At 58.1% G+C, this 23,210-nt stretch carries 21 protein-coding genes, 2 tRNA genes and 3 rRNA genes; 12 read left to right on the forward strand and 14 right to left on the reverse strand.

From position 1 onward, the window contains the following. Window positions 1-21 precede the first annotated feature (21 nt). Window positions 22-249 (forward strand): MbtH family protein, encoded by a 228-nt coding sequence (locus PPUTUW4_RS07660; RefSeq protein WP_015094098.1) that lies wholly within the window; start codon window positions 22-24, stop codon window positions 247-249. A 176-nt stretch (window positions 250-425) separates the two neighbouring features. Here PPUTUW4_RS07660 and PPUTUW4_RS07665 read toward each other — a convergent pair whose 3' ends face one another. From PPUTUW4_RS07665 to PPUTUW4_RS07705, 9 genes are all read right to left on the reverse strand, one after another. Further along, the gene (locus PPUTUW4_RS07665; protein ID WP_015094099.1) at window positions 426-1,328 is read right to left on the reverse strand and encodes a zinc ABC transporter substrate-binding protein; all 903 of its coding nucleotides are present in this window, start codon (window positions 1,326-1,328) and stop codon (window positions 426-428) included. Then, the gene (locus tag PPUTUW4_RS07670; protein ID WP_015094100.1) at window positions 1,329-2,228 is read right to left on the reverse strand and encodes a metal ABC transporter permease; all 900 of its coding nucleotides are present in this window, start codon (window positions 2,226-2,228) and stop codon (window positions 1,329-1,331) included. Next, the gene (locus PPUTUW4_RS07675; RefSeq protein WP_015094101.1) at window positions 2,228-3,073 is read right to left on the reverse strand and encodes a metal ABC transporter ATP-binding protein; all 846 of its coding nucleotides are present in this window, start codon (window positions 3,071-3,073) and stop codon (window positions 2,228-2,230) included. Before PPUTUW4_RS07675 ends, PPUTUW4_RS07670 begins: the two co-directional genes overlap by 1 nt. Beyond that, on the reverse strand, window positions 3,070-3,996 hold the full coding sequence (locus PPUTUW4_RS07680; RefSeq protein ID WP_015094102.1) for a metal ABC transporter substrate-binding protein: 927 nt from the start codon (window positions 3,994-3,996) through the stop codon (window positions 3,070-3,072). The genes PPUTUW4_RS07675 and PPUTUW4_RS07680 overlap by 4 nt, the downstream gene beginning before the upstream one ends. A 35-nt stretch (window positions 3,997-4,031) precedes the next feature. Beyond that, window positions 4,032-4,604, reverse strand: coding sequence for a DUF6162 family protein (locus tag PPUTUW4_RS07685; protein ID WP_015094103.1), 573 nt, complete (start codon window positions 4,602-4,604; stop codon window positions 4,032-4,034). Next, the gene (locus PPUTUW4_RS07690) at window positions 4,601-4,915 is read right to left on the reverse strand and encodes a hypothetical protein (RefSeq protein ID WP_015094104.1); all 315 of its coding nucleotides are present in this window, start codon (window positions 4,913-4,915) and stop codon (window positions 4,601-4,603) included. The genes PPUTUW4_RS07685 and PPUTUW4_RS07690 overlap by 4 nt, the downstream gene beginning before the upstream one ends. Further along, window positions 4,912-5,454, reverse strand: a complete 543-nt coding sequence (locus tag PPUTUW4_RS07695) for a hypothetical protein (RefSeq protein WP_015094105.1) — start codon at window positions 5,452-5,454, stop codon at window positions 4,912-4,914. The genes PPUTUW4_RS07690 and PPUTUW4_RS07695 overlap by 4 nt, the downstream gene beginning before the upstream one ends. Further along, a complete protein-coding gene (locus tag PPUTUW4_RS07700) occupies window positions 5,451-6,653 on the reverse strand; it encodes a PepSY domain-containing protein (protein ID WP_015094106.1) in 1,203 nt (400 codons plus the stop codon). The genes PPUTUW4_RS07695 and PPUTUW4_RS07700 overlap by 4 nt, the downstream gene beginning before the upstream one ends. Window positions 6,654-6,892: 239 nt before the next feature. Then, complete coding sequence (locus PPUTUW4_RS07705) at window positions 6,893-7,351, reverse strand: VOC family protein (protein ID WP_015094107.1); 459 nt, start codon at window positions 7,349-7,351, stop codon at window positions 6,893-6,895. A 263-nt stretch (window positions 7,352-7,614) separates the two neighbouring features. Here PPUTUW4_RS07705 and PPUTUW4_RS07710 point away from each other — a divergent pair, with 263 nt between their 5' ends. The 4 genes from PPUTUW4_RS07710 to PPUTUW4_RS07725 all read left to right on the forward strand — a co-directional run bounded on the left by PPUTUW4_RS07710 (window position 7,615) and on the right by PPUTUW4_RS07725 (window position 11,838). After that, window positions 7,615-7,884, forward strand: coding sequence for a lipoprotein (locus PPUTUW4_RS07710; protein ID WP_015094108.1), 270 nt, complete (start codon window positions 7,615-7,617; stop codon window positions 7,882-7,884). A gap of 101 nt (window positions 7,885-7,985) precedes the next feature. Next, window positions 7,986-8,600 carry a LysE family translocator gene (locus PPUTUW4_RS07715; RefSeq protein WP_015094109.1) on the forward strand — a complete coding sequence of 205 codons (615 nt, stop codon included), beginning with the start codon at window positions 7,986-7,988 and terminating at the stop codon, window positions 8,598-8,600. A gap of 206 nt (window positions 8,601-8,806) precedes the next feature. After that, entirely contained in the window at window positions 8,807-9,964 is a 1,158-nt protein-coding gene (locus tag PPUTUW4_RS07720; RefSeq protein ID WP_015094110.1) for an aminotransferase class V-fold PLP-dependent enzyme, read from the forward strand. A 65-nt stretch (window positions 9,965-10,029) separates the two neighbouring features. After that, entirely contained in the window at window positions 10,030-11,838 is a 1,809-nt protein-coding gene (locus PPUTUW4_RS07725; protein WP_015094111.1) for an aminopeptidase P family protein, read from the forward strand. Here the strand turns inward: PPUTUW4_RS07725 and PPUTUW4_RS07730 are convergent. Beyond that, window positions 11,831-12,751: a LysR family transcriptional regulator gene (locus tag PPUTUW4_RS07730; protein ID WP_177325096.1), complete on the reverse strand. Its 921-nt coding sequence runs from the start codon at window positions 12,749-12,751 to the stop codon at window positions 11,831-11,833. The genes PPUTUW4_RS07725 and PPUTUW4_RS07730 overlap by 8 nt on opposite strands. 104 nt (window positions 12,752-12,855) lie before the next feature. Here PPUTUW4_RS07730 and PPUTUW4_RS07735 point away from each other — a divergent pair, with 104 nt between their 5' ends. Beyond that, on the forward strand, window positions 12,856-13,854 hold the full coding sequence (locus tag PPUTUW4_RS07735) for a zinc-dependent alcohol dehydrogenase family protein (RefSeq protein ID WP_015094113.1): 999 nt from the start codon (window positions 12,856-12,858) through the stop codon (window positions 13,852-13,854). Here PPUTUW4_RS07735 and PPUTUW4_RS07740 read toward each other — a convergent pair. Beyond that, window positions 13,851-14,441 (reverse strand): 2-hydroxychromene-2-carboxylate isomerase, encoded by a 591-nt coding sequence (locus PPUTUW4_RS07740; RefSeq protein ID WP_015094114.1) that lies wholly within the window; start codon window positions 14,439-14,441, stop codon window positions 13,851-13,853. The genes PPUTUW4_RS07735 and PPUTUW4_RS07740 overlap by 4 nt on opposite strands. A gap of 36 nt (window positions 14,442-14,477) precedes the next feature. Continuing rightward, the gene (locus PPUTUW4_RS07745) at window positions 14,478-15,206 is read right to left on the reverse strand and encodes an SDR family oxidoreductase (protein ID WP_015094115.1); all 729 of its coding nucleotides are present in this window, start codon (window positions 15,204-15,206) and stop codon (window positions 14,478-14,480) included. A 92-nt stretch (window positions 15,207-15,298) separates the two neighbouring features. Between PPUTUW4_RS07745 and PPUTUW4_RS07750 the strand changes: the two genes are divergently transcribed. After that, complete coding sequence (locus PPUTUW4_RS07750; protein WP_015094116.1) at window positions 15,299-15,859, forward strand: TetR/AcrR family transcriptional regulator; 561 nt, start codon at window positions 15,299-15,301, stop codon at window positions 15,857-15,859. A gap of 14 nt (window positions 15,860-15,873) precedes the next feature. Here PPUTUW4_RS07750 and PPUTUW4_RS07755 read toward each other — a convergent pair whose 3' ends face one another. Both PPUTUW4_RS07755 and rhtA read right to left on the reverse strand, forming a co-directional pair. Then, the gene (locus tag PPUTUW4_RS07755; RefSeq protein ID WP_015094117.1) at window positions 15,874-16,155 is read right to left on the reverse strand and encodes a hypothetical protein; all 282 of its coding nucleotides are present in this window, start codon (window positions 16,153-16,155) and stop codon (window positions 15,874-15,876) included. Window positions 16,156-16,330: 175 nt separating this feature from the next. Beyond that, window positions 16,331-17,218 carry a threonine/homoserine exporter RhtA gene (rhtA, locus tag PPUTUW4_RS07760; protein ID WP_015094118.1) on the reverse strand — a complete coding sequence of 296 codons (888 nt, stop codon included), beginning with the start codon at window positions 17,216-17,218 and terminating at the stop codon, window positions 16,331-16,333. A 614-nt stretch (window positions 17,219-17,832) separates the two neighbouring features. Here rhtA and PPUTUW4_RS07765 point away from each other — a divergent pair. From PPUTUW4_RS07765 to rrf, 5 genes are all read left to right on the forward strand, one after another. Continuing rightward, window positions 17,833-19,369 (forward strand): 16S ribosomal RNA (locus PPUTUW4_RS07765). Between the two features lie 122 nt (window positions 19,370-19,491). Next, window positions 19,492-19,568: transfer RNA gene (locus tag PPUTUW4_RS07770), tRNA-Ile, on the forward strand. 9 nt (window positions 19,569-19,577) lie between these two features. Continuing rightward, window positions 19,578-19,653, forward strand: a tRNA-Ala gene (locus tag PPUTUW4_RS07775). Between the two features lie 240 nt (window positions 19,654-19,893). Then, a 23S ribosomal RNA gene (locus tag PPUTUW4_RS07780) occupies window positions 19,894-22,787 on the forward strand. Window positions 22,788-22,948: 161 nt separating this feature from the next. Further along, window positions 22,949-23,064 (forward strand): 5S ribosomal RNA (rrf, locus tag PPUTUW4_RS07785). The 16S, 23S and 5S rRNA genes sit together here with 2 tRNA genes alongside, the layout of an rRNA operon. Window positions 23,065-23,210 lie beyond the last annotated feature (146 nt).

Raw genomic sequence — 23,210 nt, forward strand, 5'->3', positions numbered from 1 at the left:
CAACATCGATGGAGAGACAGCATGACTTCAGTATTCGACCGCGAGGACATCCTCTTTCAGGTCGTGGTCAACCATGAAGAGCAATACTCGATCTGGCCCGATTACAAAGCCGTACCACAGGGCTGGCGCACCGTGGGTAAAAGCGGGCTGAAAAAGGAATGCCTGGCCTATATCGAAGAGACCTGGACTGACATGCGTCCGTTGAGCCTGCGCCAGAAGATGGATGAGCAGGCGGCTGTGGCGAACTGATCCGTCGCCCATAAAAGAGCCCGCTGAGCCGGTAAGGTCAGCGGGCTTTTTTCATATCGGGATTTTGTGTTGTCTGTCAGGCCGCCTTCGCGAGCAAGCCCGCTCCCACAGGGGACCGCATTTCCAATGTGGGAGCGGGCTTGCTCGCGAAGAACGATAACGCGGTCCTACTGAGGTTACACACCACTAAGCCCCTTGATGACCAGATCCACATTCCCCTCCAGCTCTGCCACCGGATCCCCTGCATCGGTACTCAACACCACTAACCGGCTACCCGATTCGGTAATCACCGCTTTTACAGCATCCGAAGGCTGCCGGTGATGCAACACCACCGCCACATCATTGTCCTTGAGCATCGCGCTCAACGCCTTGAGCGCTTCCGGCGTCCATTGCGCATCCGGTCGCGCATCCAGCCCCACCAACTCCAGATTGAGCCCACCGATCAGGTAGCCGAAATGATCGCTGAGGCTCATCACACTGAGGTTATCGGCCGTCGCCAGCCGCGCTTCGCTGTCAGCACTGAGCTTGAGCAAGCGTTGCTTGAGGGCTGCCAGGTTGGCGTCGATCTTCGGCTTGGCCTCGGGGGCCAGGCGTACCAGGTCCGCCGCCATCACGTCGGCCATGCGGCCCATGTTGTTACTGGAAAACCACGGCTGGCTGTTGAGGCCGTCGACCCTGTTGCCCGGCTGCACGGCGATGCCCGGCAGGGCGCCGTCCACCGGGCGGGCGGCATCGACTTCGACGATACGGATATTGCTGCGACGGGAGATCGGGTACAGCGGGTCATCCGGCCAGAGTGAACGCAGGCCGATCACCGCATCGGCATCCTTCGCCAGTTGGGCCAGCGCCGGAGCACCTCGGCCGGTGAAATAGGCGGTCTGGCGGCTGCCGGGCAGATTGGCCGGCGCGGCACGTTCGAGGCTGACATCGGTGCCTTTGAGCAACACTTCACCCAGACCATAAGTGATCGGCAAAGAGGCCAGCACGCGCAGCGGTTTACCGTTGTTTGCAGCGAAGGTCGTAGCGGCCAGCCCGCACAGGGCAATCGTGAGGGTCAGTTGGCGCAGAGAATAAATCATTTATCCAAGGTTCCCTTTCAGGCTGGGGACGATGCCGCGCGCAATGGCGGCCAGGGCGAAGGCGATACCGGCCACGAGGATGATCGCGGCGCCGGATGGAATCGGCAGGTCGAAGACGATCGGCGCGAGAATCCCGCACAGCGTGCTGACAGTGGCGATCAGCACCGAACACCAGAAAAAGCCTTTCAGCGATTGGCTGAGCAAACGCGCCGCCGCTGCCGGAATCACCAGCAGCGCGCCGACCAGAATCGCCCCGATGACCTTCACCGCGGCGACGGTGATCAGCGTCACCAGAATCACGAACAGATAATCCAGGGCCTTCACCGCCACCCCGCGCACCGCTGCCAGTTGCGGATTGAAGCTGGCGAGCATGATGCGGTTGTACAAGGGCAAAGCCAGGGCCATCACCAGCGAACCGACGATGGTCAGCACCAGCAGGTCATTGCCGTTGACCGTCAGCACCGAACCGAACAGCACGTTTTCCAGGATGTGCACGTTGATCTTGCCCGCCAGAATCAACAGCAGGCTGGCGCCCAGGGCGAGCGACACCGAGAGGAACACGCCGATCAAGGTGTCCGGTGCCAGGCCGGTGCGGTTGCGCAGGTAGTTGAGCAGAATGCCGAACAGCAGGCAGTAGCCGAACAGACTGCCGTAGGGACCGGTGTAGGGTTCGCCGAGCAAAATGCCGATGGCCACGCCGGTCAACGCGGCATGGCCGACGGCTTCGGAGAAAAACGCGAAGCGCTTGACCACCACCAGCGTACCCAGGCCGCCCAGCACCGGGCCGATCAGCAGCCCGGCGAGCAGCGCATTGACCACAAATCCATAGGCCAGCGCCTCGGGCAGATAACCCGACGATGCCCAACCCTGGACCATCAGGCGAAAAGCTTCGTAACTCATCAGGCAAGGCTCCGTGGGTGAGTCGAGAACAGCGTCAGCAGGCGCTCCGGCGTCAGTGCCTGTTGCGGCGTGGCGTCGAACAGCACGCGGCGATTGAGGCCGGTGACGTGATCGGCCAGGCGCCCGACCGCTTCCAGGTCGTGCTCGATCCACAGCACGGTGATGCCCGCCGCTCGCCAGTCGCCGAGCAGACGTTCGAACACCTGGATCCCGGCCTCATCGAGGGCCGACATCGGCTCGTCGAGTACCAGCAGTTGCGGAGGCGGAATCAGCCCCTGGGCCAGCAACACCCGCTGGCGTTCGCCGCCGGACAACGCACCCATGCGGCGCTTGCGCTTGTCCTGCATGCCGACCCGTTCAAGGGCCTCGCCAATCGCCGTCGCGTAATGTTTGCTCAAACCGAGAAAGGCCGGGCGACGCTGGCACATGGCAGCCATGAAATCGTCGACAGTCATCGGCAAACCCCGGTCGAACTCCAGCGCCTGTGGCACGTAGCCAATGGTTCCCGGCTCCGCCGACCACTGCAGGCTCAAGCGGCCCTGATGCGGCATTTGCCCGAGCAGGGTCTTGATCAGCGAACTCTTGCCGCCGCCGTTGGGGCCGACCAGCGCATGCACGCTGCCGGGACGGACCTGGAAGGTCACCTTGTCGAGGATCGTCGTGCGGCCGAGGGTCAGGCTGATGTCGGTAAAATCCAGGGTCGGGCCCGAAACCTGTGGGAGCGGGCTTGCTCGCGAATGCGGTGGGTCATTCACCGGTGATGTTGACTGACTGGACGCCTTCGCGAGCAGGCTCGCTCCCACAGGGGACTCTGTATCGGCCGGGATGGTTTCTTTCGATGTCATGCCCCCGACTCCTGAATCGCCCGCACCACGGTGTTGAGGTTTCCGGTCATTTCCTTTTCGTACTTGTCGGCGGTGTATTCGCCGTAGGAAATATGCGACAGCGGATACAGCTTCACGCCGGATTCGCGCTGGATGGTGTCGACGTAAGTGGAGGGAAAATCCATCTCCGAGAAGATCACCTTCACGTCCAGCTCACGCAGTTGGTCTATGGTCTTTTTCAACTGGCTCGGGCTCGGCTCGATGCCGTGGGCCGGCTCGACCACGGCGGTCACTTCCAGGCCGAACTCGCGCAGCAGGTAGTCGTAGGCGGCGTGTACCGTGGCCACGCGCAACTCGGCGTTCGGCGCCTGGGTCAGTTTGGCCAGGGCATCGGCACGCATCTTGCGCAGGCGCTTGCCGTAGGCGCGGGCGTTCTCGGTGTAGGTTTTGGCATTGGCCGGATCGAGCTTGCCCAGCTCCCGGGCGATGTTGTTGACCTGGGCGATCGAGGCGCTGATGGACAGGAAGGTATGCGGGTTCACCACTTTGCCGGCACCGCGGGCGGCAACACCGGTGGCGGCGAGCAGCGGCACGTTTTCATTGGCTTCGATCACCGGCACATTGGGGGTTTCGCTGGCGGCGATCATGCGGTCGGCGAAATCATCATGGCCTACGCCGTTGAGCACGATCACGTCCAGCCCGCTGATGCGCTTGATGTCTTCGGCGCGGGGTTCGTAGGCATGCGGGTTGAAACCGGCCGGAATCAGCGGCACCACTTCGGCCTTGTCACCGACGATGTTCGCCACGTAGCTGTAATACGGGTGCAGGGTGATGCCGATGCGCAGGCGCTTGGTCGCGTCGGCACTGGCGAAGGATGGCAGCAGGCAGGCCAGCAGGCCGATCAGCAGCACGCGCAAGATAGAACGTTGAGATGAAATGGGCATGGGAAAGCGGTCTTCTCTCGGGTGAGGGCGAGGGTTCAATGCCGGTGCTGGCGGGTCACGCCGGCATCGAATTGCGCGACGATCTGTTGCCAGCCGGCGCTTTCGAGCGCGCTGTCGCTGAGGTCGACCGGAGCGGTGAGCGTGCCGGCGCGGTTGAGCCAGATGTCCGGAGCGTCATCGGTGGCGGTCAGGCGCATCAGGAACGAACCGGCGACCGTCGGCGTCTGGCTCTGGCCGAAGTAGGCCTTGGCGTTGAGCAATTGCCAGGCATGGCTGCCACGGCTGACGGAACTGGCATCCTGGGCAAACGGGGCAAAACCCTCGTCGGCGAGGGCCTCGGGGGGCGGCAGGGTTTGCTGTTCCTGGCGCAGCAAATGAATCTCGTCCAGCGTCACCCGCAAATCGGCGTAGATGCCTTGCTCGGCAGCGCTGAGGTCGCGGCGCGCATCCAGTTGGTGGCTGTTGATGCTGCTCACCTCATGGGATTCCCCGCGCCAGAGCACCACCGAACCTGCGATCGCAAGGATCATCAGGCACAGCAGCAGGACGTAGAGGGTTTCGTGGCCGGCACCCGCCGGGCGCACGACCTGGGTCGTTGAAGTATTCATGGCGCCTGGATGTCCGCCTGGTCGATTTCCACCACGTGACCGGGGCCTGCGTCGAACAGCACGTAGAACTCGGCGCCGGGTTTCTTGAACGTCAGGGTCGAATCGGCTCCGAGTTTGCCAGGCACCAGAATGGTTTCGTCGTAGCCGATCACATCGAGGGTCACGCCCGGTGCGCCGCTGCCGTCGGAAAAGCCGCCGGTGCATTTGATCTGCTCGGCGTCGATGGCCTTGCATTCGCACATCGGGTTGTGGGCCAGGGCGCTGGCGCTGAAACCGGCGCAGAGCAGCAACAGGGTTTTGAGTTTGATCATGGTTTACCTCCTTGTTTGTTCAGCCAGGCGATGGTGGCGGGGGAGGCCTGGCTCAAAGGAATGGATGCCTGATGCATGGCACCGTCCCAGCCTTCCATAGTGATCCACAGCTCGGCGTCGGCCGTGGTCTTTTCCGGGACGGGCAGTGAAGCGCCCATGCGGTACGGCGTGCCGAAGAAAATCACGCCGGCGGCGCGCAGGCTGCGGGGTTTGCCGATGCGCAGGTAAGTGGCCTTGACCTGTCCGATACAGGCCTCGCACAGTGCCGCGTTGAAACCCTTCATGTAGCCGGCCGGGCCGTCGAGCGTGGGGGCGGCGTTGCGCAATTCCGCCAGGCGCAGGCTCCAGGGGCCGACCTGGACTTCGCCGACTTCGCGTTCGCCCAGGCCACTGTCGCCACGCATCAATGCTTCATCCGCGAAGTACTTGGGCATGAAGCCGAGTGGAATCAGCAGCAACAGGACGTTCAGGTGAAAGCGCCATTTGTGCCAGAACAGGTTCAAGCGCGAGGGTGGTGAGACCGCAATGTCTTTGCTCACAGGTTGGCCTCCGATGCTTCATTGCGGGTGGCCGGTTGCGCCGTGGCGCTGCGCGGTTTCCTGTTGCTGCGCTTGAAGGCATTGGCCGTCGCCAGTGCCGTGCGCTTGGTCCAGATCAGCAAGCCGCTGAGCACCATCATGCTCAGCAACAGGCCGAAGAACGCCCAGATCAGCTTGATCCACAGGCCACCGAAGTCGCCGGTGTGCAGCGGGCGCATGGATTCGGTGACGAACTCCAGGGTCGAACGGTCCGAAATCAGGCGCGAGGCGGCGATTTCGCCGTTGTACGGGTTGAGGGTCGCGGTCTGGAACATCAGTGGATACCAACCGCGTCCCCCGACATCCAGATGACTGTAGGCATTGCCCGGCAGGCTGACGAAGCTGGCTTCCAGCCCGGAGATTTTCTGCGTGGCGATTTCAATCGCGCGATCAAGGTCGATACGCGGCGGGGGCGACCCATCGGGCGACAGCGGCACCGCTTCGCGGGACATCGCCGGAATGATCTTTTCCGTGGAGATGGAAATCTGGTTATCGAACAGCAAGGCCTGGATCAGGAACCAGGTGCCGGTGATGGAAATCACCGCGATGAACCAGATCGACCAGATGCCGCTCAAGCGGTGGAAGTCGCCCCAGAAAATCCGCGCGCCGTGGCGAATCCGCAGGGTCGGGCGGAAAAAGCCTTTCCAGAAGCGTTTGTAGACCACCAGCCCGGTGACCAGCGAAGCAAGCAGCGGCAAGCCGAGAAACGACACCAGGTACCAGCCCCAGCTGTAGCCGTTGGTGAACGGCACCAGCCACCAGCCGTGCAGTGCCCGGGTGAAGGCGCGGAAGTTGAACTCCGGCGCGACGCCCTGGATCACGCCGCTGTATGGATTGACATAAATCACCACCGAGCGTCCGTCGGGATAGCTGACTTCGACATCCAGCGCGAAGTGCGACTCGTCGGGCCGACTGATGCTCTGCACCACGGTCTGCGGTTCGGCCTTGTTGATGGCCTCGATGACCTGTTGATAGCTGAGCAGCGGTGCATCGTCCGAGGGCTGGCTGGCGCGCATGGGCGGGTTGGCCAGCCAGACGATTTCCTGGCTGATCACCGCCAGGGTGCCGGTCACGCAGACGATCAGCACGAAAAACCAGATCGGCAGCGCCAGCCAGCTATGGACCAGAAACCAGATTTTTGAGCGGGATTTCTTTGACATATTGAAGGTCTTGCCTGGATGAGAGGCCGCTCGGCTGCGGGCTTCGCAGGGGGGAGCGCCCTGAAGGTCCAGTCGTGGCTTTTGCCTACGCGACAGGACTGCATCTAGGTAAGACGGATGAGCAAAGGAAATCCCGAAAGAGAAAATGAAAGTAAATGTTTCGCATTACCAGGAGAGTGGGTCGGGGCCCCTGTGGGAGCGAGCCTGCTCGCGAAGAGGCCCGCTCCGGCATCGAAGATTCAACCCTGCTGAAACATTTTCTTCGCCCGTTGTTCAATCTGCTCCTGAGTCAGGTCTTCCTTGCGCGTCGCCAGGAACCACAGGTGCCCGTAGGGATCCTTCAAGGTGCCCGAGCGATCGCCGTAAAACTGATCCTTGACCTCGGATACAACGGTGGCACCGGCATCGATGGCCTGTTTGTAGGACTTGTCGACATCGGTCACATACAAATGCAGACCCACGGACGGCGAATTGTCCGGGTTGCTCAGCGGTCCTTGATCGCACGGTGTGCCCAGCATGATCGGGCAATCGCCGATGCGCAGTTCGGCGTGACCGATGCCACCATCGGGCATGGCCAGGCGCATGACCTCAATGGCGCCGAAGGCTTTCTTGTAGAAATCGATGGCTTCGGCAGCTTTGTGGATGCCCAGATAGGGGGTGATGCTGTGATACCCCTCCGGAATGGGTTTGACACTCATGATGGATCTCCCTGTTCTTGTTATGTGAATGGAAAGTACTTGCTTCGTTGTGCAGCCGATTAAATATAGGCCAGCCGCTTTCGCCTCACCGAGCGCCCGACGAGCAGCCACGCCATACAAGTGCCATCAGGTAGGCTCCAGCGCTGATAAGGACAATGATCGCCATTTCCTGATAGCCACTATTGAAAGCGTTGATTTCTGCTACCCGGGAGGCGCCGGTAGCCTGTGTTCATTGCCTCGAACCAGTCGCCAGGACGCCAGAAATGAAACCGATGATCGCCACTCTGCTGATGCTCGCTGTCTCCGTACTCGCCGGATGTGCCAGCCATGTTTCCCCGGAGCTTCGCCCTTACACGGCTGAAGAAAGCAAGGAACTGGCGCTGGAGGCGCTGAACCGCCGCGGATTGTCCTTCGATGAATACCACGCGAAAAAAGCCGAACTGCTCGGCCAGCCGCAAAAGTCGTTGAGCTACGACAACCAGGGGGAAATGAACGCCAGCCGATCTGTACAGCTTCACGGTCGTCCAAGCTGAGGCAAAACTGTACTGCTCCAAGTTTCGCGTAACTGTCCATGGGTTTCGCCCAAGGTGTGCGATAGGGTCAACACCTGACCGACCCTGACGGACTGCCACCCATGACGCTCTCACTCGACCTGCTGCTGGGCTTTGCCCTGTTCGCCCTCGTCACCTCGATCACACCCGGTCCGAACAACACCATGTTGCTGGCTTCGGGGGTGAACTTCGGCTTCAACCGCACGATTCCGCACATGCTCGGCATCACTTGTGGCTTCTTTGTACTGGTGGTGGCGGTCGGTTTCGGCCTTGGCGCGGTGTTCCAGGCTTACCCTTTGCTCTATAACGTGCTGCGTTACGTGGGGGCGGCGTATCTGCTGTATCTGGCGTGGAAAATCGCTCATTCCGGGCCAGTGTCGGAGGGTCAGCAGAGCGAGGCGAAACCGATCAGCTATCTGGGTGCCGCCGCGTTCCAGTGGGTCAACCCCAAGGCCTGGATCATGGCTATTGGCGCCATCAGCACCTACACGCCGATGCAGGGTTACTTCACCAATGTGATCGTGATTGCGGCGGTTTTTGCCATTATCAACCTGCCGAGTGTCGGTGTCTGGGCCGCTTGCGGCACGCTGTTGCGCAATGTTCTGAAGGATCGCCGCTGGCTGCGCCTGTTCAATTGGGGCATGGCCGCGCTGCTCGTGGGTTCGCTTTATCCGCTGCTACTCGAAAGCTTTGGCTGACGCATTGCTTCAACCGGTTGCCCGATGCCTGTTAAGCTGACTTTTCAGGAGCGTTCCTACGCACTATTAAATGAAGTAGTCCTTCTTTAACGGCATCCGATCAGGTATTGGTAGCGTTCTGAAAACAGCGCGCAGCTCACAAGGCTGCGCTTTGCCGTTTGCAGTCACGAGCTTCCTGATCCCGGAACACGCTCTGCGAGTCTTTTATGAATAAACGTCCGTTGTATTTCGATTACGCCGCCACCACGCCGGTGGATGAGCGGGTCATCAAGGTGATGGTCGAGTGTCTGGGCTTTACCGGCAATTTCGGCAACCCGGCCTCCAGCTCCCACGTCTTCGGCCAACAGGCCCGGCAATCGGTTGAGCAGGCGCGACGCCAGGTCGCCGAACTGGTCGGCGCGACACCTGAACAGATCGTCTGGACCTCAGGCGCCACCGAATCGAACAACCTTGCCCTCAAAGGCGTAGCCCAGGGGCGCGGCACTGGCGGTGGCCATATCCTCACCAGCCAGATCGAACACAAGGCCATTCTCGATACCGCCAGGCAACTGCAGGATGTCGGTGTCGCCGTGACGTACCTGGTGCCGGATGCCGATGGGCTGATCACCGCGCAAGCGGTCAGCGAAGCCATGCGCGAGGACACTTTCCTGGTGTCGCTGATGCTGGTCAACAACGAACTGGGGACGCTCAACGATATTCCCGCCATCGGTCAGGTGGTGCGTGAAAGCGGGGCGTTGTTCCATGTCGACGCCGCACAGGGCGCGGGCAAAGTGGCGATCGACCTCGCGCAGTGGCCGGTGGACCTGATGTCGTTTTCCGCGCATAAACTGTACGGCCCCAAAGGCATCGGTGCGTTGTATGTCGGTCCGCGTGCCCAGCAACGATTGCAGGCGCAGATCCATGGCGGCGGGCATGAGGGCGGTCTGCGTTCCGGCACCCTGGCGACTCATCAGATCGTGGCCATGGGCTCGGCCTTTGCACTGGCGGCCGCTGCGTTCGATGAAGAGAAAGCCACCATCGTGCGTTTGCGTGAACGCTTGCTCGAGCAATTGCAGGGCATTCCCGGCGTGCGACTCAATGGCAGCCCGACCCGGCGCATTCCCCATACCCTGAGCCTGACCTTCGCGCAAGGCGAGTTCAACCCGGCGGCGTTGCTGGCCTCGATCGCTTTTTCCGCGACCTCGGCGTGCAATTCCGCGAGCAATACCCCATCCCATGTGCTGCTGGCCCTGGGGCATGATGCCCGCTCGGCCGGCCGCACCATCCGCTTGAGCCTCGGGCGTTTCACCACCGAGCAGGATATCGACCAGGCGGTTCAACTGATCAAGGCAGCCTGCGCCAGTGCTCCGGCATTCTGGCAATAGGGCGACGAAGCGCCGACGCTGATCGGCACTCAACAATAATGATGAAGTGGTTAGCAGGAGACACGATGAATACGCAGCTTTCGATCAATGGATCGGTGCCCCAGCGCCTGGCGCAAACTCGCGAACTGATGAGCCGGGAGGGCATTCACGCCTTGCTGGTGCCGTCGGCCGACCCGCACTTGTCCGAGTACCTGCCGGGTTACTGGCAGGGGCGCCAGTGGTTGTCGGGTTTCCATGGTTCGGTCGGCACCCTGATAGTGACCCCGGATTTTGCCGGCGTCTGGGCTGACAGCCGTTACTGGGAGCAGGCGACCAAGGAACTCAAGGGCAGCGGCATTGACCTGGTCAAGCTGCAACCGGGCCAACCCGGGCCACTGGAGTGGCTGGCCGAGCAAACCCCCGAGGGTGGCGTTGTCGCGGTCGATGGCGCGGTCATGGCCGTGGCGTCGGCGCGGACCCTGGGCGCTAAACTTGAAGAGCGTGGCGCCCGCCTGCGCACCGACATCGACCTGCTTGGCGGAGTCTGGAGCGACCGCCCAAGCCTGCCGAACGAACCGATTTATCAGCACCTGCCTCCACAAGCGACCGTCAGCCGTGGCGAAAAACTCGCAAAACTGCGTGAAACCCTTCAGGCCCGTGGCGCCGACTGGCATTTCATCGCCACCCTCGATGACATCGCCTGGCTGTTCAACCTGCGTGGCGGCGACGTGTCGTTCAACCCGGTATTCGTTTCCTTCGCCTTGATCAATCAGCAACAGGCCACGCTGTTTGTCGCCCTGAGCAAGGTCAGTGCCGAACTGCGCGCCATCCTTGAGCAGGACGGCGTGACCTTGCGCGACTACAGCGAAGTCGCTGTCGCACTGCGCGCCGTGCCGAGCGGCGCGAGCCTGCAAGTCGACCCGGCGCGGGTCACGGCGGGGTTGCTGGACAACCTCGACAGTGGGGTGAAGCTGATCGAGGGCCTGAACCCGACCACCCTGGCCAAATCGCAAAAAAGCCTGGCCGATGCCGAACACATCCGTCAGGCCATGGAGCAGGACGGCGCAGCACTGTGCGAATTCTTCGCCTGGCTGGACTCGGCGCTGGGCCGTGAGCGCATCACCGAACTGACCATCGACGAAAAACTCACCGCCGCCCGTGAGCGCCGTCCGGATTATGTGTCGCTGAGCTTCAATACCATTGCCGCCTACAACGCCAATGGCGCGATGCCGCACTACCACGCCACCGAAGAGGAACACGCGGTCATCGAAGGGGATGGTCTGCTGTTGATCGACTCCGGAGGCCAGTACCTGGGCGGCACCACCGACATCACGCGGATGGTTGCAGTGGGCACCCCGACCGATGAGCAAAAACGCGATTGCACCCGCGTGCTCAAGGGCGTGATTGCCTTGTCCCGCGCGCAGTTCCCGAAAGGCATTCTGTCGCCGCTGCTCGATGCCATCGCTCGTGCGCCGATCTGGGCGGAAAGTGTCGACTATGGTCATGGCACCGGTCATGGTGTCGGTTACTTCCTCAACGTCCACGAAGGTCCGCAAGTCATCGCCTATCAGGCTGCACCTGCCCCGCAAACGGCGATGCAACCGGGCATGATCACGTCCATTGAACCGGGCACCTATCGTCCGGGCCGTTGGGGCGTGCGGATCGAAAACCTGGCGATGAACCGTGAGGCAGGCAAAAGCGAATTCGGTGAATTCCTGAAGTTCGAAACGCTGACCCTGTGCCCGATCGACACCCGTTGCCTGGAAACCACGCTGCTGACCGAAGATGAAAAGCAGTGGTTCAATGCCTACCACGCCGAAGTGCGCGAACGCCTGAGCCCATTGGTCGAGGGTGCGGCCCTTGAGTGGCTGAACACGCGTACCGCGGCTATTTGATTGCTTTCAGTTCGGGCGCTGTCTCCAGCGCCCGGCTCATGTAGTCAACAAAGGCTTTGACCCTGGCGGATTGGCGACGATTCGCCGGGGACACGGCATGAATCGGTAGCGACTCTGCAGTGTAGTCCTGAAGAATCGCCGTCACTCTTCCGGCTTTCAGATCCTCGCTGAACAACCACACCGGCGATAGCGCAATCCCCAATCCCCCCAGCACCAGTTCGCGGATCGCCTCGGAATTGTTGCTCTGCGCATTGCCTTTGATCCGCACCTCGTGACGCTGGGCATCTTTTGCGTAAACCCACAGGTTTTGACTGCTCAGCAGGTTGAACATAAGGCAGTTGTGCCTGCCCAGTTCCTGCGGTGTTTGCGGTTGGCCGTATTGCCTGAGGTAGTCAGGTGATGCGACGGTCACCCGACGGGTCGAACCTACAAGGCGAGCGATCAGGCCACTGTCGTTCAGGGCGCCGATCCGGAAGGTGACGTCCAGCCCTTCACTGACCAGATCCTGGTTCTGATCGTTCAGTTGCAGGTCTATCTGTACGTCAGGGTAGCGTCTGAGAAAGTCCGGCAATCGGGGAGCGATCTGCAAGCGGCCGAAACTGACCGACGAACCGATTTTCAGAGGACCGGCCACCTTTTCCCGGCCGGACTGGAAGCTGTGTTCTGCCGCATCCACGGCAGCGAGGATGATCCGGCATTCGTTGTAATAGCGCTGACCTTCGTCCGTCAGCGATAGCTTGCGGGTACTGCGGGCAATCAGCTTTCCGCCCAATCGGGTTTCCAGCGCTTGCAGCACCTTGCTGATGGTCGGCTGACTGGTCTGCAACTCCCGGGCAACGGCGGAAAAGCTGCCACGCTCGACCACCCGTACGAATATTGCCATTGCATTGAGTGTGTCCACGGAATTTCTCATTGATGCTGTGCAGGCATGATCACTATAGCGATATGGCGTCTTATCGGCATGAATAGGGCGGGGCAAGATTGACCCTGTATTCACTTCTGATGGGAGATGGCGAAATGACTGACTCACTGAACATGCGCGCTCTGATGATCGACTCGGCCAATGCGCCGTTACGCCTGGTTTCCATCGCGCGGCCCGTGCCACAGGCAGGGCAGGTATTGGTCAGGATCAAGGCCAGCGGTGTGAATCCACTGGATGGAAAAATCCGCTCCGGGCAAGCGGCCCATGCGAGGCAACCACTGCCGGCGATTGTCGGAATGGATCTGGCCGGGATTGTAGAGTCGCTGGGCGAGGGTGTCAGTGGCTGGCTGCCGGGGGATGAGGTGTACGCCATGGCCACGGGTATTGGTGGTATTCAAGGTTCATTGGCCGAGTACGCGGCGGTCGATGCCCGCCTGTTGGCTCGCAAACCGCACAACCTGAGCATGCGCGAAGCGGCTGGATTGCCACTGGTGCTGATCACCGCTTGGGAAGGTCTGGTGGACCGGGCTCGCGTTCGGTCCGGTCAGAAGGTATTGATACAGGGTGGCGCCGGGGGCGTCGGACATGTAGCGGTACAAATCGCCCGCGCTTTTGGTGCTGAGGTTTTTGCCACGGGCTCGGCCGGGCAACAATCGATCATCGAAGGGTTCGGCGCGACCTTTATCGATTACCGCAAGTCTTCGATCGAAGACTATGTGGCCGAACATACCGCCGGTGAGGGCTTCGACATTGTCTATGACACAGTGGGGGGCGAAACGCTGGATGCGTCATTCAAGGCTGCCCGGGTGTATCACGGTCATGTACTCAGTTGCCTGGGGTGGGGCCAGCACAGCCTGGCACCGCTTTCCTTTCGCGGGGCGACTTACTCCGGTGTCTTCACCCTGCTGCCACTGTTGACGGGCCTGGGGCGCGAGCATCACGGCGAGATTCTGCGCGAGGCGGCGGGGTTGATCGAGGCGGGCAAGCTCGTGCCGTTGCTTGACCCGCACTCGTTCACGCTGGAATCGGCAGAAGCCGCCCATGCACTGCTCTTGTCGGGAGCGGCAAAGGGGCGGTTGGTCATCGAGGTCTAACTCAGGGCTTCGAGCACGAAGTCCAGTCGATCCTGGCCGAAGTACAGCTGGTTGTCGACAAACATGCTCGGGGCTCCGAATACGCCTCGCTTTACGGCTTTTTCGGTATTGTCCTTGAGCGCCGTCTTGATTTCTTCATCGGCGGTCAGGGCCAGTACTTCCTGTGGGTGGAAGCCGTTTTCGCTGAGTACTGCCGCGACAGTTGCCGGTTCGTCCAGGTTGCGACCCTCTACCCAGATGGCCTTGAACAGGCAGTCGAGGAAGGCGGCAAAGCGTTCCGGATGGCGCAACTGCATGCCTGTTACGGCGCGCATGAGCATCAAGGTGTTGATCGGGAAGTGCGGATTGAACTTCAGGGGCACGCCGTAGCGTTTGGCATAGCGGTCCAGGTCCTGAAACATGTAGCGGCCCTTGGCCGGGATAGTCGCCGGAGAAGCATTGCCGGTGGCTTTGAATACTCCGCCCAGCAAGAGCGGAATGTAGACCAGCCGGGTATCGGTCTGTGCGCAAATCTTCGGTAGCTGGGTATAGGCCAGATAGGTGGCGGGGCTGCCGAGGTCGAAGTAGAACTCCACGGTTTTGCTCATGTTCAAGGCGCTCGTCTTATTGTTGTGTGTGGGCGATTACCAGCGTTCGCTCCAGGGGCGAAGGTCCAGCTCGAAGGTCCAGGCATCGCGGGGCTGGCTGTGCAGGTACCAATAGTTTTCGGCGATATGCTCGGGATTGAGGATGCCATCCTGATCCTTGGTAGCGTATTTCTCGGGGAAACTTTCACGGATGAAATCGGTATCGATGGCGCCATCGACGATGACATGTGCAACGTGAATATTCATCGGTCCGAGTTCCCGGGCCATGCTTTGCGCCAATGCCCGAATGCCATGCTTGGCACCCGCAAATGCGGCGAACCCGGCAGCACCACGCATGCCTGCGGTGGCGCCGGTGAACAGAATGGTGCCGCGCTGGCGCCTGGCCATGCGCTTGGCCACTTCACGGGCATTGAGAAAACCGGAAAAACAGGCCATTTCCCAGATCTTGAAATACTTGCGGGCGGTTTCTTCGAGAATGCTGCACGGCACGTTGGCGCCGATGTTGAAGACAAATGCTTCGATGGGGCCGATCTGGCTTTCGATCTGCTCGACCAGCGCTATCACGTCTTCTTCTTTACGTGCATCACAGGCAAACCCGTGAGCTTCGCCGCCGTCAGCCTTGATGGCCTCCACCAGTGGCTGGAGCTTGTCCGCGCTGCGACGGGTGACGCAGGCGACAAACCCTTCCTGGGCAAACCGCTTGGCAATGGCGCCGCCCGTGGAGTCACCTGCACCGACGACCAATACGACCTTCTTGTTATTCATGGGTTGATCCCTTTGGTAAACGATCGTTAACTAAACGAACGTTATGCTATGATTCGACAGACGTCAAGGTGAGCAACTCAGGGGGAAGGGCAATGCGTTATTCGGCCAGTCACAAGCTGGAAACCAGGCAAAGGCTGCTGGAAAGCAGTGCGTTCTCGGCCAAGAAATCCGGTTTTTCCACGGTGGGCGTGGACGGCCTGATGAAAGCCATTGGCTTGAGTGGTGGGGCCTTCTACAGTCACTTTTCGTCGAAAGACGAGTTGTTCGCAACCATTGTCGAACGTGAACTGGGTCAAAGTCTGGCGCGGCTGGGGGAAGGACAGGGCCGTGACAAGCTTGAGCGCTGCCTGAAGCTGTACCTGAGCATGTCTCACGTCGAGAATCCGGAAACCGGTTGCGCGTTACCGGCATTGGGGGCGGAAATTGCCCGTTCCGATGTGAGTGTCCGCCAACAGGCAGAGCACTGGATTTGTCGCCTTCAGGAAAGTTGGGCGGGTGTCCTGCAAAGCGACAGCCTGGCGTGGGCAATTCTGTCGCAATGTATTGGTGCGTTGGTTGTAGCGCGAATGCTGGCTAGCCCGGATGTCCAGCGCACGGTGCTGAAGTCCAGCTACGAGGAAATCGGCCGTCAGATCGCAAGTTCGGGAGCCTGACACGACGACCCTGCCTATTTGCAGATGACAATCATGCTGCGGCTGGTATAACCCGCGGGATTGAGGCCAAACGGATAATCACCGGGCTCCTCCACGGAGTCTCCCGACTTGGCGATGACCTTGTATCCCTTGGGGGCACAGGAGTTGGCAGCGCTGGCGTAGCACTTGTCCCAGGACGAAGACAGCCCGGAACAGTTGATGTGTAGCCCTTTCTTGCCGTGCTTGATCTGTGTTTCGGAGGTCGCTGCGCAGCCCGCAATTGCAAGTACGGCGATCAGTATCAAAAATCGTTTCATTACTGTCCTTAAAGCGTCCCCGGATCTTGTGCCCGGGTCTGGCGGCGTTCGCGTTCGCTTTCGCTTGAAGCGTACCGATATCCCTATCAGAAATTGTCCATGGCATGACTCTGGGGGGCGGGGCTAAACATGGCCTAATTGAGCGGTAAATACCAGACCTGTGTCATATCTGCTATCAATCTGCCGCGACTGCCGGCCTGGTGGCATTGCCCATGGTCATGGTTGCACCGACGGACGCCAGAATGATGCACATGATTGCCATCCACTGCGACAGCGAGAGGTATTCATGAAGGAACAGCAAGCCTGATAACGCGCCAAAGGCAGGCTCGATGCTCATCAGCGTACCGAAGGTTCTGGCAGGCATACGGGTCAGGGCGACCATCTCCAAGGTGTAGGGGAGGGCGGTGGACAAGACGGCGACGCCAAGGGCTATGGGGATCAATGAAGGGGTCAGCAAAGCGGAGCCAGCATGGACAATACCGATAGGGGCTACGAAGAGCGCAGCGATCATTACCCCCAACGCGGCGGTTTGCACGCCATTATCGGCCCCCGCTTTTTGCCCGAACAGAATGTACAGTGCCCAGCAGACCCCCGCCCCCAGGGCATAACCGGCGCCTACCAGATCGATTCCTGCGCTCGCTTCTCCAGTCGGTATCAGTAACAGCAAGCCAACGGCGGCCAGGGCGATCCACAAAAAGTCGATCGCGCGGCGCGAGGCGTAGATCGCCACAGCCAATGGGCCGGTGAACTCAAGCGCCACCGCGATGCCCAGCGGTACGGTTTGCAATGACATATAGAAGAGGAAGTTCATGCCGCCCAGTGCCATCCCGTAGACGATGACGGTGCGCAGGGACTTTGCGGTGAGTTTTGCCCGCCATGGACGCAGTATCAGCATCATGATCACACTGGCAAAAATCAGCCGTAATGTTGTCGTCCCTTGGGGGCCGACAACGGAGAACATGCTTTTGGCCAGGGAGGCTCCGGACTGGATCGACGCCATGGCGATGAGCAGCAGCCCAACCGAGAGCAGGGTAGAGGCCAGGCTGCGAGGCTGATCATTCATTAGGTGGCATCGTCCGAAATATGGGGATCAAGGGCGTTTCTATTTGTGTTGGGCAATATACTGCGCATTCTCCGCAGGCGCGTCTATCTATAAGCAGTGTTTTTGCACATATCGATAGAAAACCTGAATCAGTGCTTGACGGCAGATTTCAGATGTCTATAATTCGCACCACTTCCGGCGCAGTCGAAACGGAAAACTCCTTGATAAACAAAGAGTTACGCAGTTTTCGGCAGCGGGTTGTTTCAGGTCATCGAAGCATAAAGGAAGTTGAAAAAGAGGTGTTGACAGCAGCGAGTAACGCTGTAGAATTCGCCTCCCGCTGACGAGAGATCGAAAGCGCAAGTGGTTGAAGTTGTTAAGGATTCCTTGAAAACTTCTGAAAATAATCACTTGACAGCAAATGAGGCTGCTGTAGAATGCGCGCCTCGGTTGAGACGAAAGATCTTAACCAACCGCTCTTTAACAACTGAATCAAGCAATTCGTGTGGGTGCTTGTGGAGTCAGACTGCTAGTCAACAGATTATCAGCATCACAAGTTACTCCGCGAGAAATCAAAGATGTAACCAACGATTGCTGAGCCAAGTTTAGGGTTTTCTCAAAACCCAAAGATGTTTGAACTGAAGAGTTTGATCATGGCTCAGATTGAACGCTGGCGGCAGGCCTAACACATGCAAGTCGAGCGGATGAAGAGAGCTTGCTCTCTGATTCAGCGGCGGACGGGTGAGTAATGCCTAGGAATCTGCCTGGTAGTGGGGGACAACGTTTCGAAAGGAACGCTAATACCGCATACGTCCTACGGGAGAAAGCAGGGGACCTTCGGGCCTTGCGCTATCAGATGAGCCTAGGTCGGATTAGCTAGTTGGTGAGGTAATGGCTCACCAAGGCGACGATCCGTAACTGGTCTGAGAGGATGATCAGTCACACTGGAACTGAGACACGGTCCAGACTCCTACGGGAGGCAGCAGTGGGGAATATTGGACAATGGGCGAAAGCCTGATCCAGCCATGCCGCGTGTGTGAAGAAGGTCTTCGGATTGTAAAGCACTTTAAGTTGGGAGGAAGGGCATTAACCTAATACGTTAGTGTTTTGACGTTACCGACAGAATAAGCACCGGCTAACTCTGTGCCAGCAGCCGCGGTAATACAGAGGGTGCAAGCGTTAATCGGAATTACTGGGCGTAAAGCGCGCGTAGGTGGTTTGTTAAGTTGGATGTGAAAGCCCCGGGCTCAACCTGGGAACTGCATTCAAAACTGACAAGCTAGAGTATGGTAGAGGGTGGTGGAATTTCCTGTGTAGCGGTGAAATGCGTAGATATAGGAAGGAACACCAGTGGCGAAGGCGACCACCTGGACTGATACTGACACTGAGGTGCGAAAGCGTGGGGAGCAAACAGGATTAGATACCCTGGTAGTCCACGCCGTAAACGATGTCAACTAGCCGTTGGGAGCCTTGAGCTCTTAGTGGCGCAGCTAACGCATTAAGTTGACCGCCTGGGGAGTACGGCCGCAAGGTTAAAACTCAAATGAATTGACGGGGGCCCGCACAAGCGGTGGAGCATGTGGTTTAATTCGAAGCAACGCGAAGAACCTTACCAGGCCTTGACATCCAATGAACTTTCCAGAGATGGATTGGTGCCTTCGGGAACATTGAGACAGGTGCTGCATGGCTGTCGTCAGCTCGTGTCGTGAGATGTTGGGTTAAGTCCCGTAACGAGCGCAACCCTTGTCCTTAGTTACCAGCACGTTATGGTGGGCACTCTAAGGAGACTGCCGGTGACAAACCGGAGGAAGGTGGGGATGACGTCAAGTCATCATGGCCCTTACGGCCTGGGCTACACACGTGCTACAATGGTCGGTACAGAGGGTTGCCAAGCCGCGAGGTGGAGCTAATCCCACAAAACCGATCGTAGTCCGGATCGCAGTCTGCAACTCGACTGCGTGAAGTCGGAATCGCTAGTAATCGCGAATCAGAATGTCGCGGTGAATACGTTCCCGGGCCTTGTACACACCGCCCGTCACACCATGGGAGTGGGTTGCACCAGAAGTAGCTAGTCTAACCTTCGGGAGGACGGTTACCACGGTGTGATTCATGACTGGGGTGAAGTCGTAACAAGGTAGCCGTAGGGGAACCTGCGGCTGGATCACCTCCTTAATCGACGACTCAGCTGCTCCATAAGTTCCCACACGAATTGCTTGATTCATTGAAGAAGACGATAGAAGCAGCTTTAAGCTCCAAGCTGATAGCTCAACGCTAACAGTTACGCGCTCGAAATTGGGTCTGTAGCTCAGTTGGTTAGAGCGCACCCCTGATAAGGGTGAGGTCGGCAGTTCGAATCTGCCCAGACCCACCAATTTTGTATGGGGCCATAGCTCAGCTGGGAGAGCGCCTGCCTTGCACGCAGGAGGTCAACGGTTCGATCCCGTTTGGCTCCACCATTAACTGCTTCGAAAGTTTGAGAGTTTAGAAATGAATATTCTGCAATGAATATTGATTTCTAGTCTTTTGATTAGATCGTTCTTTAAAAATTTGGGTATGTGATAGAAAGATAGACTGAACGTTACTTTCACTGGTAACGGATCAGGCTAAGGTAAAATTTGTGAGTTCTCTTAGTTGAGAAATTCGAATTTTCGGCGAATGTCGTCTTCACAGTATAACCAGATTGCTTGGGGTTATATGGTCAAGTGAAGAAGCGCATACGGTGGATGCCTTGGCAGTCAGAGGCGATGAAAGACGTGGTAGCCTGCGAAAAGCTTCGGGGAGTCGGCAAACAGACTTTGATCCGGAGATGTCTGAATGGGGGAACCCAGCCATCATAAGATGGTTATCTTGTACTGAATACATAGGTGCAAGAGGCGAACCAGGGGAACTGAAACATCTAAGTACCCTGAGGAAAAGAAATCAACCGAGATTCCCTTAGTAGTGGCGAGCGAACGGGGACTAGCCCTTAAGTGGCTTTGAGATTAGCGGAACGCTCTGGAAAGTGCGGCCATAGTGGGTGATAGCCCTGTACGCGAAAATCTCTTAGTCATGAAATCGAGTAGGACGGAGCACGAGAAACTTTGTCTGAATATGGGGGGACCATCCTCCAAGGCTAAATACTACTGACTGACCGATAGTGAACTAGTACCGTGAGGGAAAGGCGAAAAGAACCCCGGAGAGGGGAGTGAAATAGATCCTGAAACCGTATGCGTACAAGCAGTGGGAGCAGACTTTGTTCTGTGACTGCGTACCTTTTGTATAATGGGTCAGCGACTTATTTTCAGTGGCGAGCTTAACCGAATAGGGGAGGCGTAGCGAAAGCGAGTCTTAATAGGGCGTCTAGTCGCTGGGAATAGACCCGAAACCGGGCGATCTATCCATGGGCAGGTTGAAGGTTAGGTAACACTGACTGGAGGACCGAACCGACTACCGTTGAAAAGTTAGCGGATGACCTGTGGATCGGAGTGAAAGGCTAATCAAGCTCGGAGATAGCTGGTTCTCCTCGAAAGCTATTTAGGTAGCGCCTCATGTATCACTGTAGGGGGTAGAGCACTGTTTCGGCTAGGGGGTCATCCCGACTTACCAAACCGATGCAAACTCCGAATACCTACAAGTGCCGAGCATGGGAGACACACGGCGGGTGCTAACGTCCGTCGTGAAAAGGGAAACAACCCAGACCGTCAGCTAAGGTCCCAAAGTTATGGTTAAGTGGGAAACGATGTGGGAAGGCTTAGACAGCTAGGAGGTTGGCTTAGAAGCAGCCACCCTTTAAAGAAAGCGTAATAGCTCACTAGTCGAGTCGGCCTGCGCGGAAGATGTAACGGGGCTCAAACCATACACCGAAGCTACGGGTATCACCTTCGGGTGATGCGGTAGAGGAGCGTTCTGTAAGCCTGTGAAGGTGAGTTGAGAAGCTTGCTGGAGGTATCAGAAGTGCGAATGCTGACATGAGTAACGACAATGGGTGTGAAAAACACCCACGCCGAAAGACCAAGGTTTCCTGCGCAACGTTAATCGACGCAGGGTTAGTCGGTCCCTAAGGCGAGGCTGAAAAGCGTAGTCGATGGAAAACAGGTTAATATTCCTGTACTTCTGGTTATTGCGATGGAGGGACGGAGAAGGCTAGGCCAGCTTGGCGTTGGTTGTCCAAGTTTAAGGTGGTAGGCTGAGATCTTAGGTAAATCCGGGATCTTAAGGCCGAGAGCTGATGACGAGTTACCTTCTAGGTGACGAAGTGGTTGATGCCATGCTTCCAAGAAAAGCTTCTAAGCTTCAGATAACCAGGAACCGTACCCCAAACCGACACAGGTGGTTGGGTAGAGAATACCAAGGCGCTTGAGAGAACTCGGGTGAAGGAACTAGGCAAAATGGCACCGTAACTTCGGGAGAAGGTGCGCCGGTGAGGGTGAAGGACTTGCTCCGTAAGCCCACGCCGGTCGAAGATACCAGGCCGCTGCGACTGTTTATTAAAAACACAGCACTCTGCAAACACGAAAGTGGACGTATAGGGTGTGACGCCTGCCCGGTGCCGGAAGGTTAATTGATGGGGTTAGCTAACGCGAAGCTCTTGATCGAAGCCCCGGTAAACGGCGGCCGTAACTATAACGGTCCTAAGGTAGCGAAATTCCTTGTCGGGTAAGTTCCGACCTGCACGAATGGCGTAACGATGGCGGCGCTGTCTCCACCCGAGACTCAGTGAAATTGAAATCGCTGTGAAGATGCAGTGTATCCGCGGCTAGACGGAAAGACCCCGTGAACCTTTACTATAGCTTTGCACTGGACTTTGAATTTGCTTGTGTAGGATAGGTGGGAGGCTTTGAAGCGTGGACGCCAGTTCGCGTGGAGCCATCCTTGAAATACCACCCTGGCAACTTTGAGGTTCTAACTCAGGTCCGTTATCCGGATCGAGGACAGTGTATGGTGGGTAGTTTGACTGGGGCGGTCTCCTCCTAAAGAGTAACGGAGGAGTACGAAGGTGCGCTCAGACCGGTCGGAAATCGGTCGTAGAGTATAAAGGCAAAAGCGCGCTTGACTGCGAGACAGACACGTCGAGCAGGTACGAAAGTAGGTCTTAGTGATCCGGTGGTTCTGTATGGAAGGGCCATCGCTCAACGGATAAAAGGTACTCCGGGGATAACAGGCTGATACCGCCCAAGAGTTCATATCGACGGCGGTGTTTGGCACCTCGATGTCGGCTCATCACATCCTGGGGCTGAAGCCGGTCCCAAGGGTATGGCTGTTCGCCATTTAAAGTGGTACGCGAGCTGGGTTTAGAACGTCGTGAGACAGTTCGGTCCCTATCTGCCGTGGACGTTTGAGATTTGAGAGGGGCTGCTCCTAGTACGAGAGGACCGGAGTGGACGAACCTCTGGTGTTCCGGTTGTCACGCCAGTGGCATTGCCGGGTAGCTATGTTCGGAAAAGATAACCGCTGAAAGCATCTAAGCGGGAAACTTGCCTCAAGATGAGATCTCACTGGAACCTTGAGTTCCCTGAAGGGCCGTCGAAGACTACGACGTTGATAGGTTGGGTGTGTAAGCGCTGTGAGGCGTTGAGCTAACCAATACTAATTGCCCGTGAGGCTTGACCATATAACACCCAAGCAATTTGCTTACTTCGAAAGAAGCATCAGATTGCGGTGTGTGAAGACGAAACGAACCGAAAGTTCGAAAGACTCACAAAACACCGAACTCTATTACATACCCAATTTGCTGAAGCGAGGCCATCCGGTCACGACTCAGTACCCGAATTTCTTGACGACCATAGAGCGTTGGAACCACCTGATCCCATCCCGAACTCAGAAGTGAAACGATGCATCGCCGATGGTAGTGTGGGGTTTCCCCATGTGAGAGTAGGTCATCGTCAAGATTAAATTCCGAAACCCCAATTGCGAAAGCAGTTGGGGTTTTGTTTTTGCGCGCGAAAAAACACGAGCGCCCCATTCAAAGTCAATTGTAAAAAAAATCACACAAACCGGACCCCCCGGTTTTGCTAAGGTGCAGCTCATTTCTAAT

This window comes from Pseudomonas sp. UW4, assembly GCF_000316175.1.
GTDB lineage: Bacteria > Pseudomonadota > Gammaproteobacteria > Pseudomonadales > Pseudomonadaceae > Aquipseudomonas > Aquipseudomonas laurylsulfatiphila.

Excerpts from the sequence above, each read along its gene's own strand:
- PPUTUW4_RS07660 (WP_015094098.1), top strand. The coding sequence starts at position 22 with ATGACTTCAGTATTCGACCGCGAGGACATCCTCTTTCAGGTCGTGGTC.
- PPUTUW4_RS07665 (WP_015094099.1), bottom strand. The coding sequence starts at position 1,328 with ATGATTTATTCTCTGCGCCAACTGACCCTCACGATTGCCCTGTGCGGG.
- PPUTUW4_RS07670 (WP_015094100.1), bottom strand. The coding sequence starts at position 2,228 with ATGAGTTACGAAGCTTTTCGCCTGATGGTCCAGGGTTGGGCATCGTCG.
- PPUTUW4_RS07675 (WP_015094101.1), bottom strand. The coding sequence starts at position 3,073 with ATGACATCGAAAGAAACCATCCCGGCCGATACAGAGTCCCCTGTGGGA.
- PPUTUW4_RS07680 (WP_015094102.1), bottom strand. The coding sequence starts at position 3,996 with ATGCCCATTTCATCTCAACGTTCTATCTTGCGCGTGCTGCTGATCGGC.
- PPUTUW4_RS07685 (WP_015094103.1), bottom strand. The coding sequence starts at position 4,604 with ATGAATACTTCAACGACCCAGGTCGTGCGCCCGGCGGGTGCCGGCCAC.
- PPUTUW4_RS07690 (WP_015094104.1), bottom strand. The coding sequence starts at position 4,915 with ATGATCAAACTCAAAACCCTGTTGCTGCTCTGCGCCGGTTTCAGCGCC.
- PPUTUW4_RS07700 (WP_015094106.1), bottom strand. The coding sequence starts at position 6,653 with ATGTCAAAGAAATCCCGCTCAAAAATCTGGTTTCTGGTCCATAGCTGG.
- PPUTUW4_RS07705 (WP_015094107.1), bottom strand. The coding sequence starts at position 7,351 with ATGAGTGTCAAACCCATTCCGGAGGGGTATCACAGCATCACCCCCTAT.
- PPUTUW4_RS07710 (WP_015094108.1), top strand. The coding sequence starts at position 7,615 with ATGAAACCGATGATCGCCACTCTGCTGATGCTCGCTGTCTCCGTACTC.
- PPUTUW4_RS07715 (WP_015094109.1), top strand. The coding sequence starts at position 7,986 with ATGACGCTCTCACTCGACCTGCTGCTGGGCTTTGCCCTGTTCGCCCTC.
- PPUTUW4_RS07720 (WP_015094110.1), top strand. The coding sequence starts at position 8,807 with ATGAATAAACGTCCGTTGTATTTCGATTACGCCGCCACCACGCCGGTG.
- PPUTUW4_RS07725 (WP_015094111.1), top strand. The coding sequence starts at position 10,030 with ATGAATACGCAGCTTTCGATCAATGGATCGGTGCCCCAGCGCCTGGCG.
- PPUTUW4_RS07730 (WP_177325096.1), bottom strand. The coding sequence starts at position 12,751 with ATGAGAAATTCCGTGGACACACTCAATGCAATGGCAATATTCGTACGG.
- PPUTUW4_RS07735 (WP_015094113.1), top strand. The coding sequence starts at position 12,856 with ATGACTGACTCACTGAACATGCGCGCTCTGATGATCGACTCGGCCAAT.
- PPUTUW4_RS07740 (WP_015094114.1), bottom strand. The coding sequence starts at position 14,441 with ATGAGCAAAACCGTGGAGTTCTACTTCGACCTCGGCAGCCCCGCCACC.
- PPUTUW4_RS07745 (WP_015094115.1), bottom strand. The coding sequence starts at position 15,206 with ATGAATAACAAGAAGGTCGTATTGGTCGTCGGTGCAGGTGACTCCACG.
- PPUTUW4_RS07750 (WP_015094116.1), top strand. The coding sequence starts at position 15,299 with ATGCGTTATTCGGCCAGTCACAAGCTGGAAACCAGGCAAAGGCTGCTG.
- PPUTUW4_RS07755 (WP_015094117.1), bottom strand. The coding sequence starts at position 16,155 with ATGAAACGATTTTTGATACTGATCGCCGTACTTGCAATTGCGGGCTGC.
- rhtA (WP_015094118.1), bottom strand. The coding sequence starts at position 17,218 with ATGAATGATCAGCCTCGCAGCCTGGCCTCTACCCTGCTCTCGGTTGGG.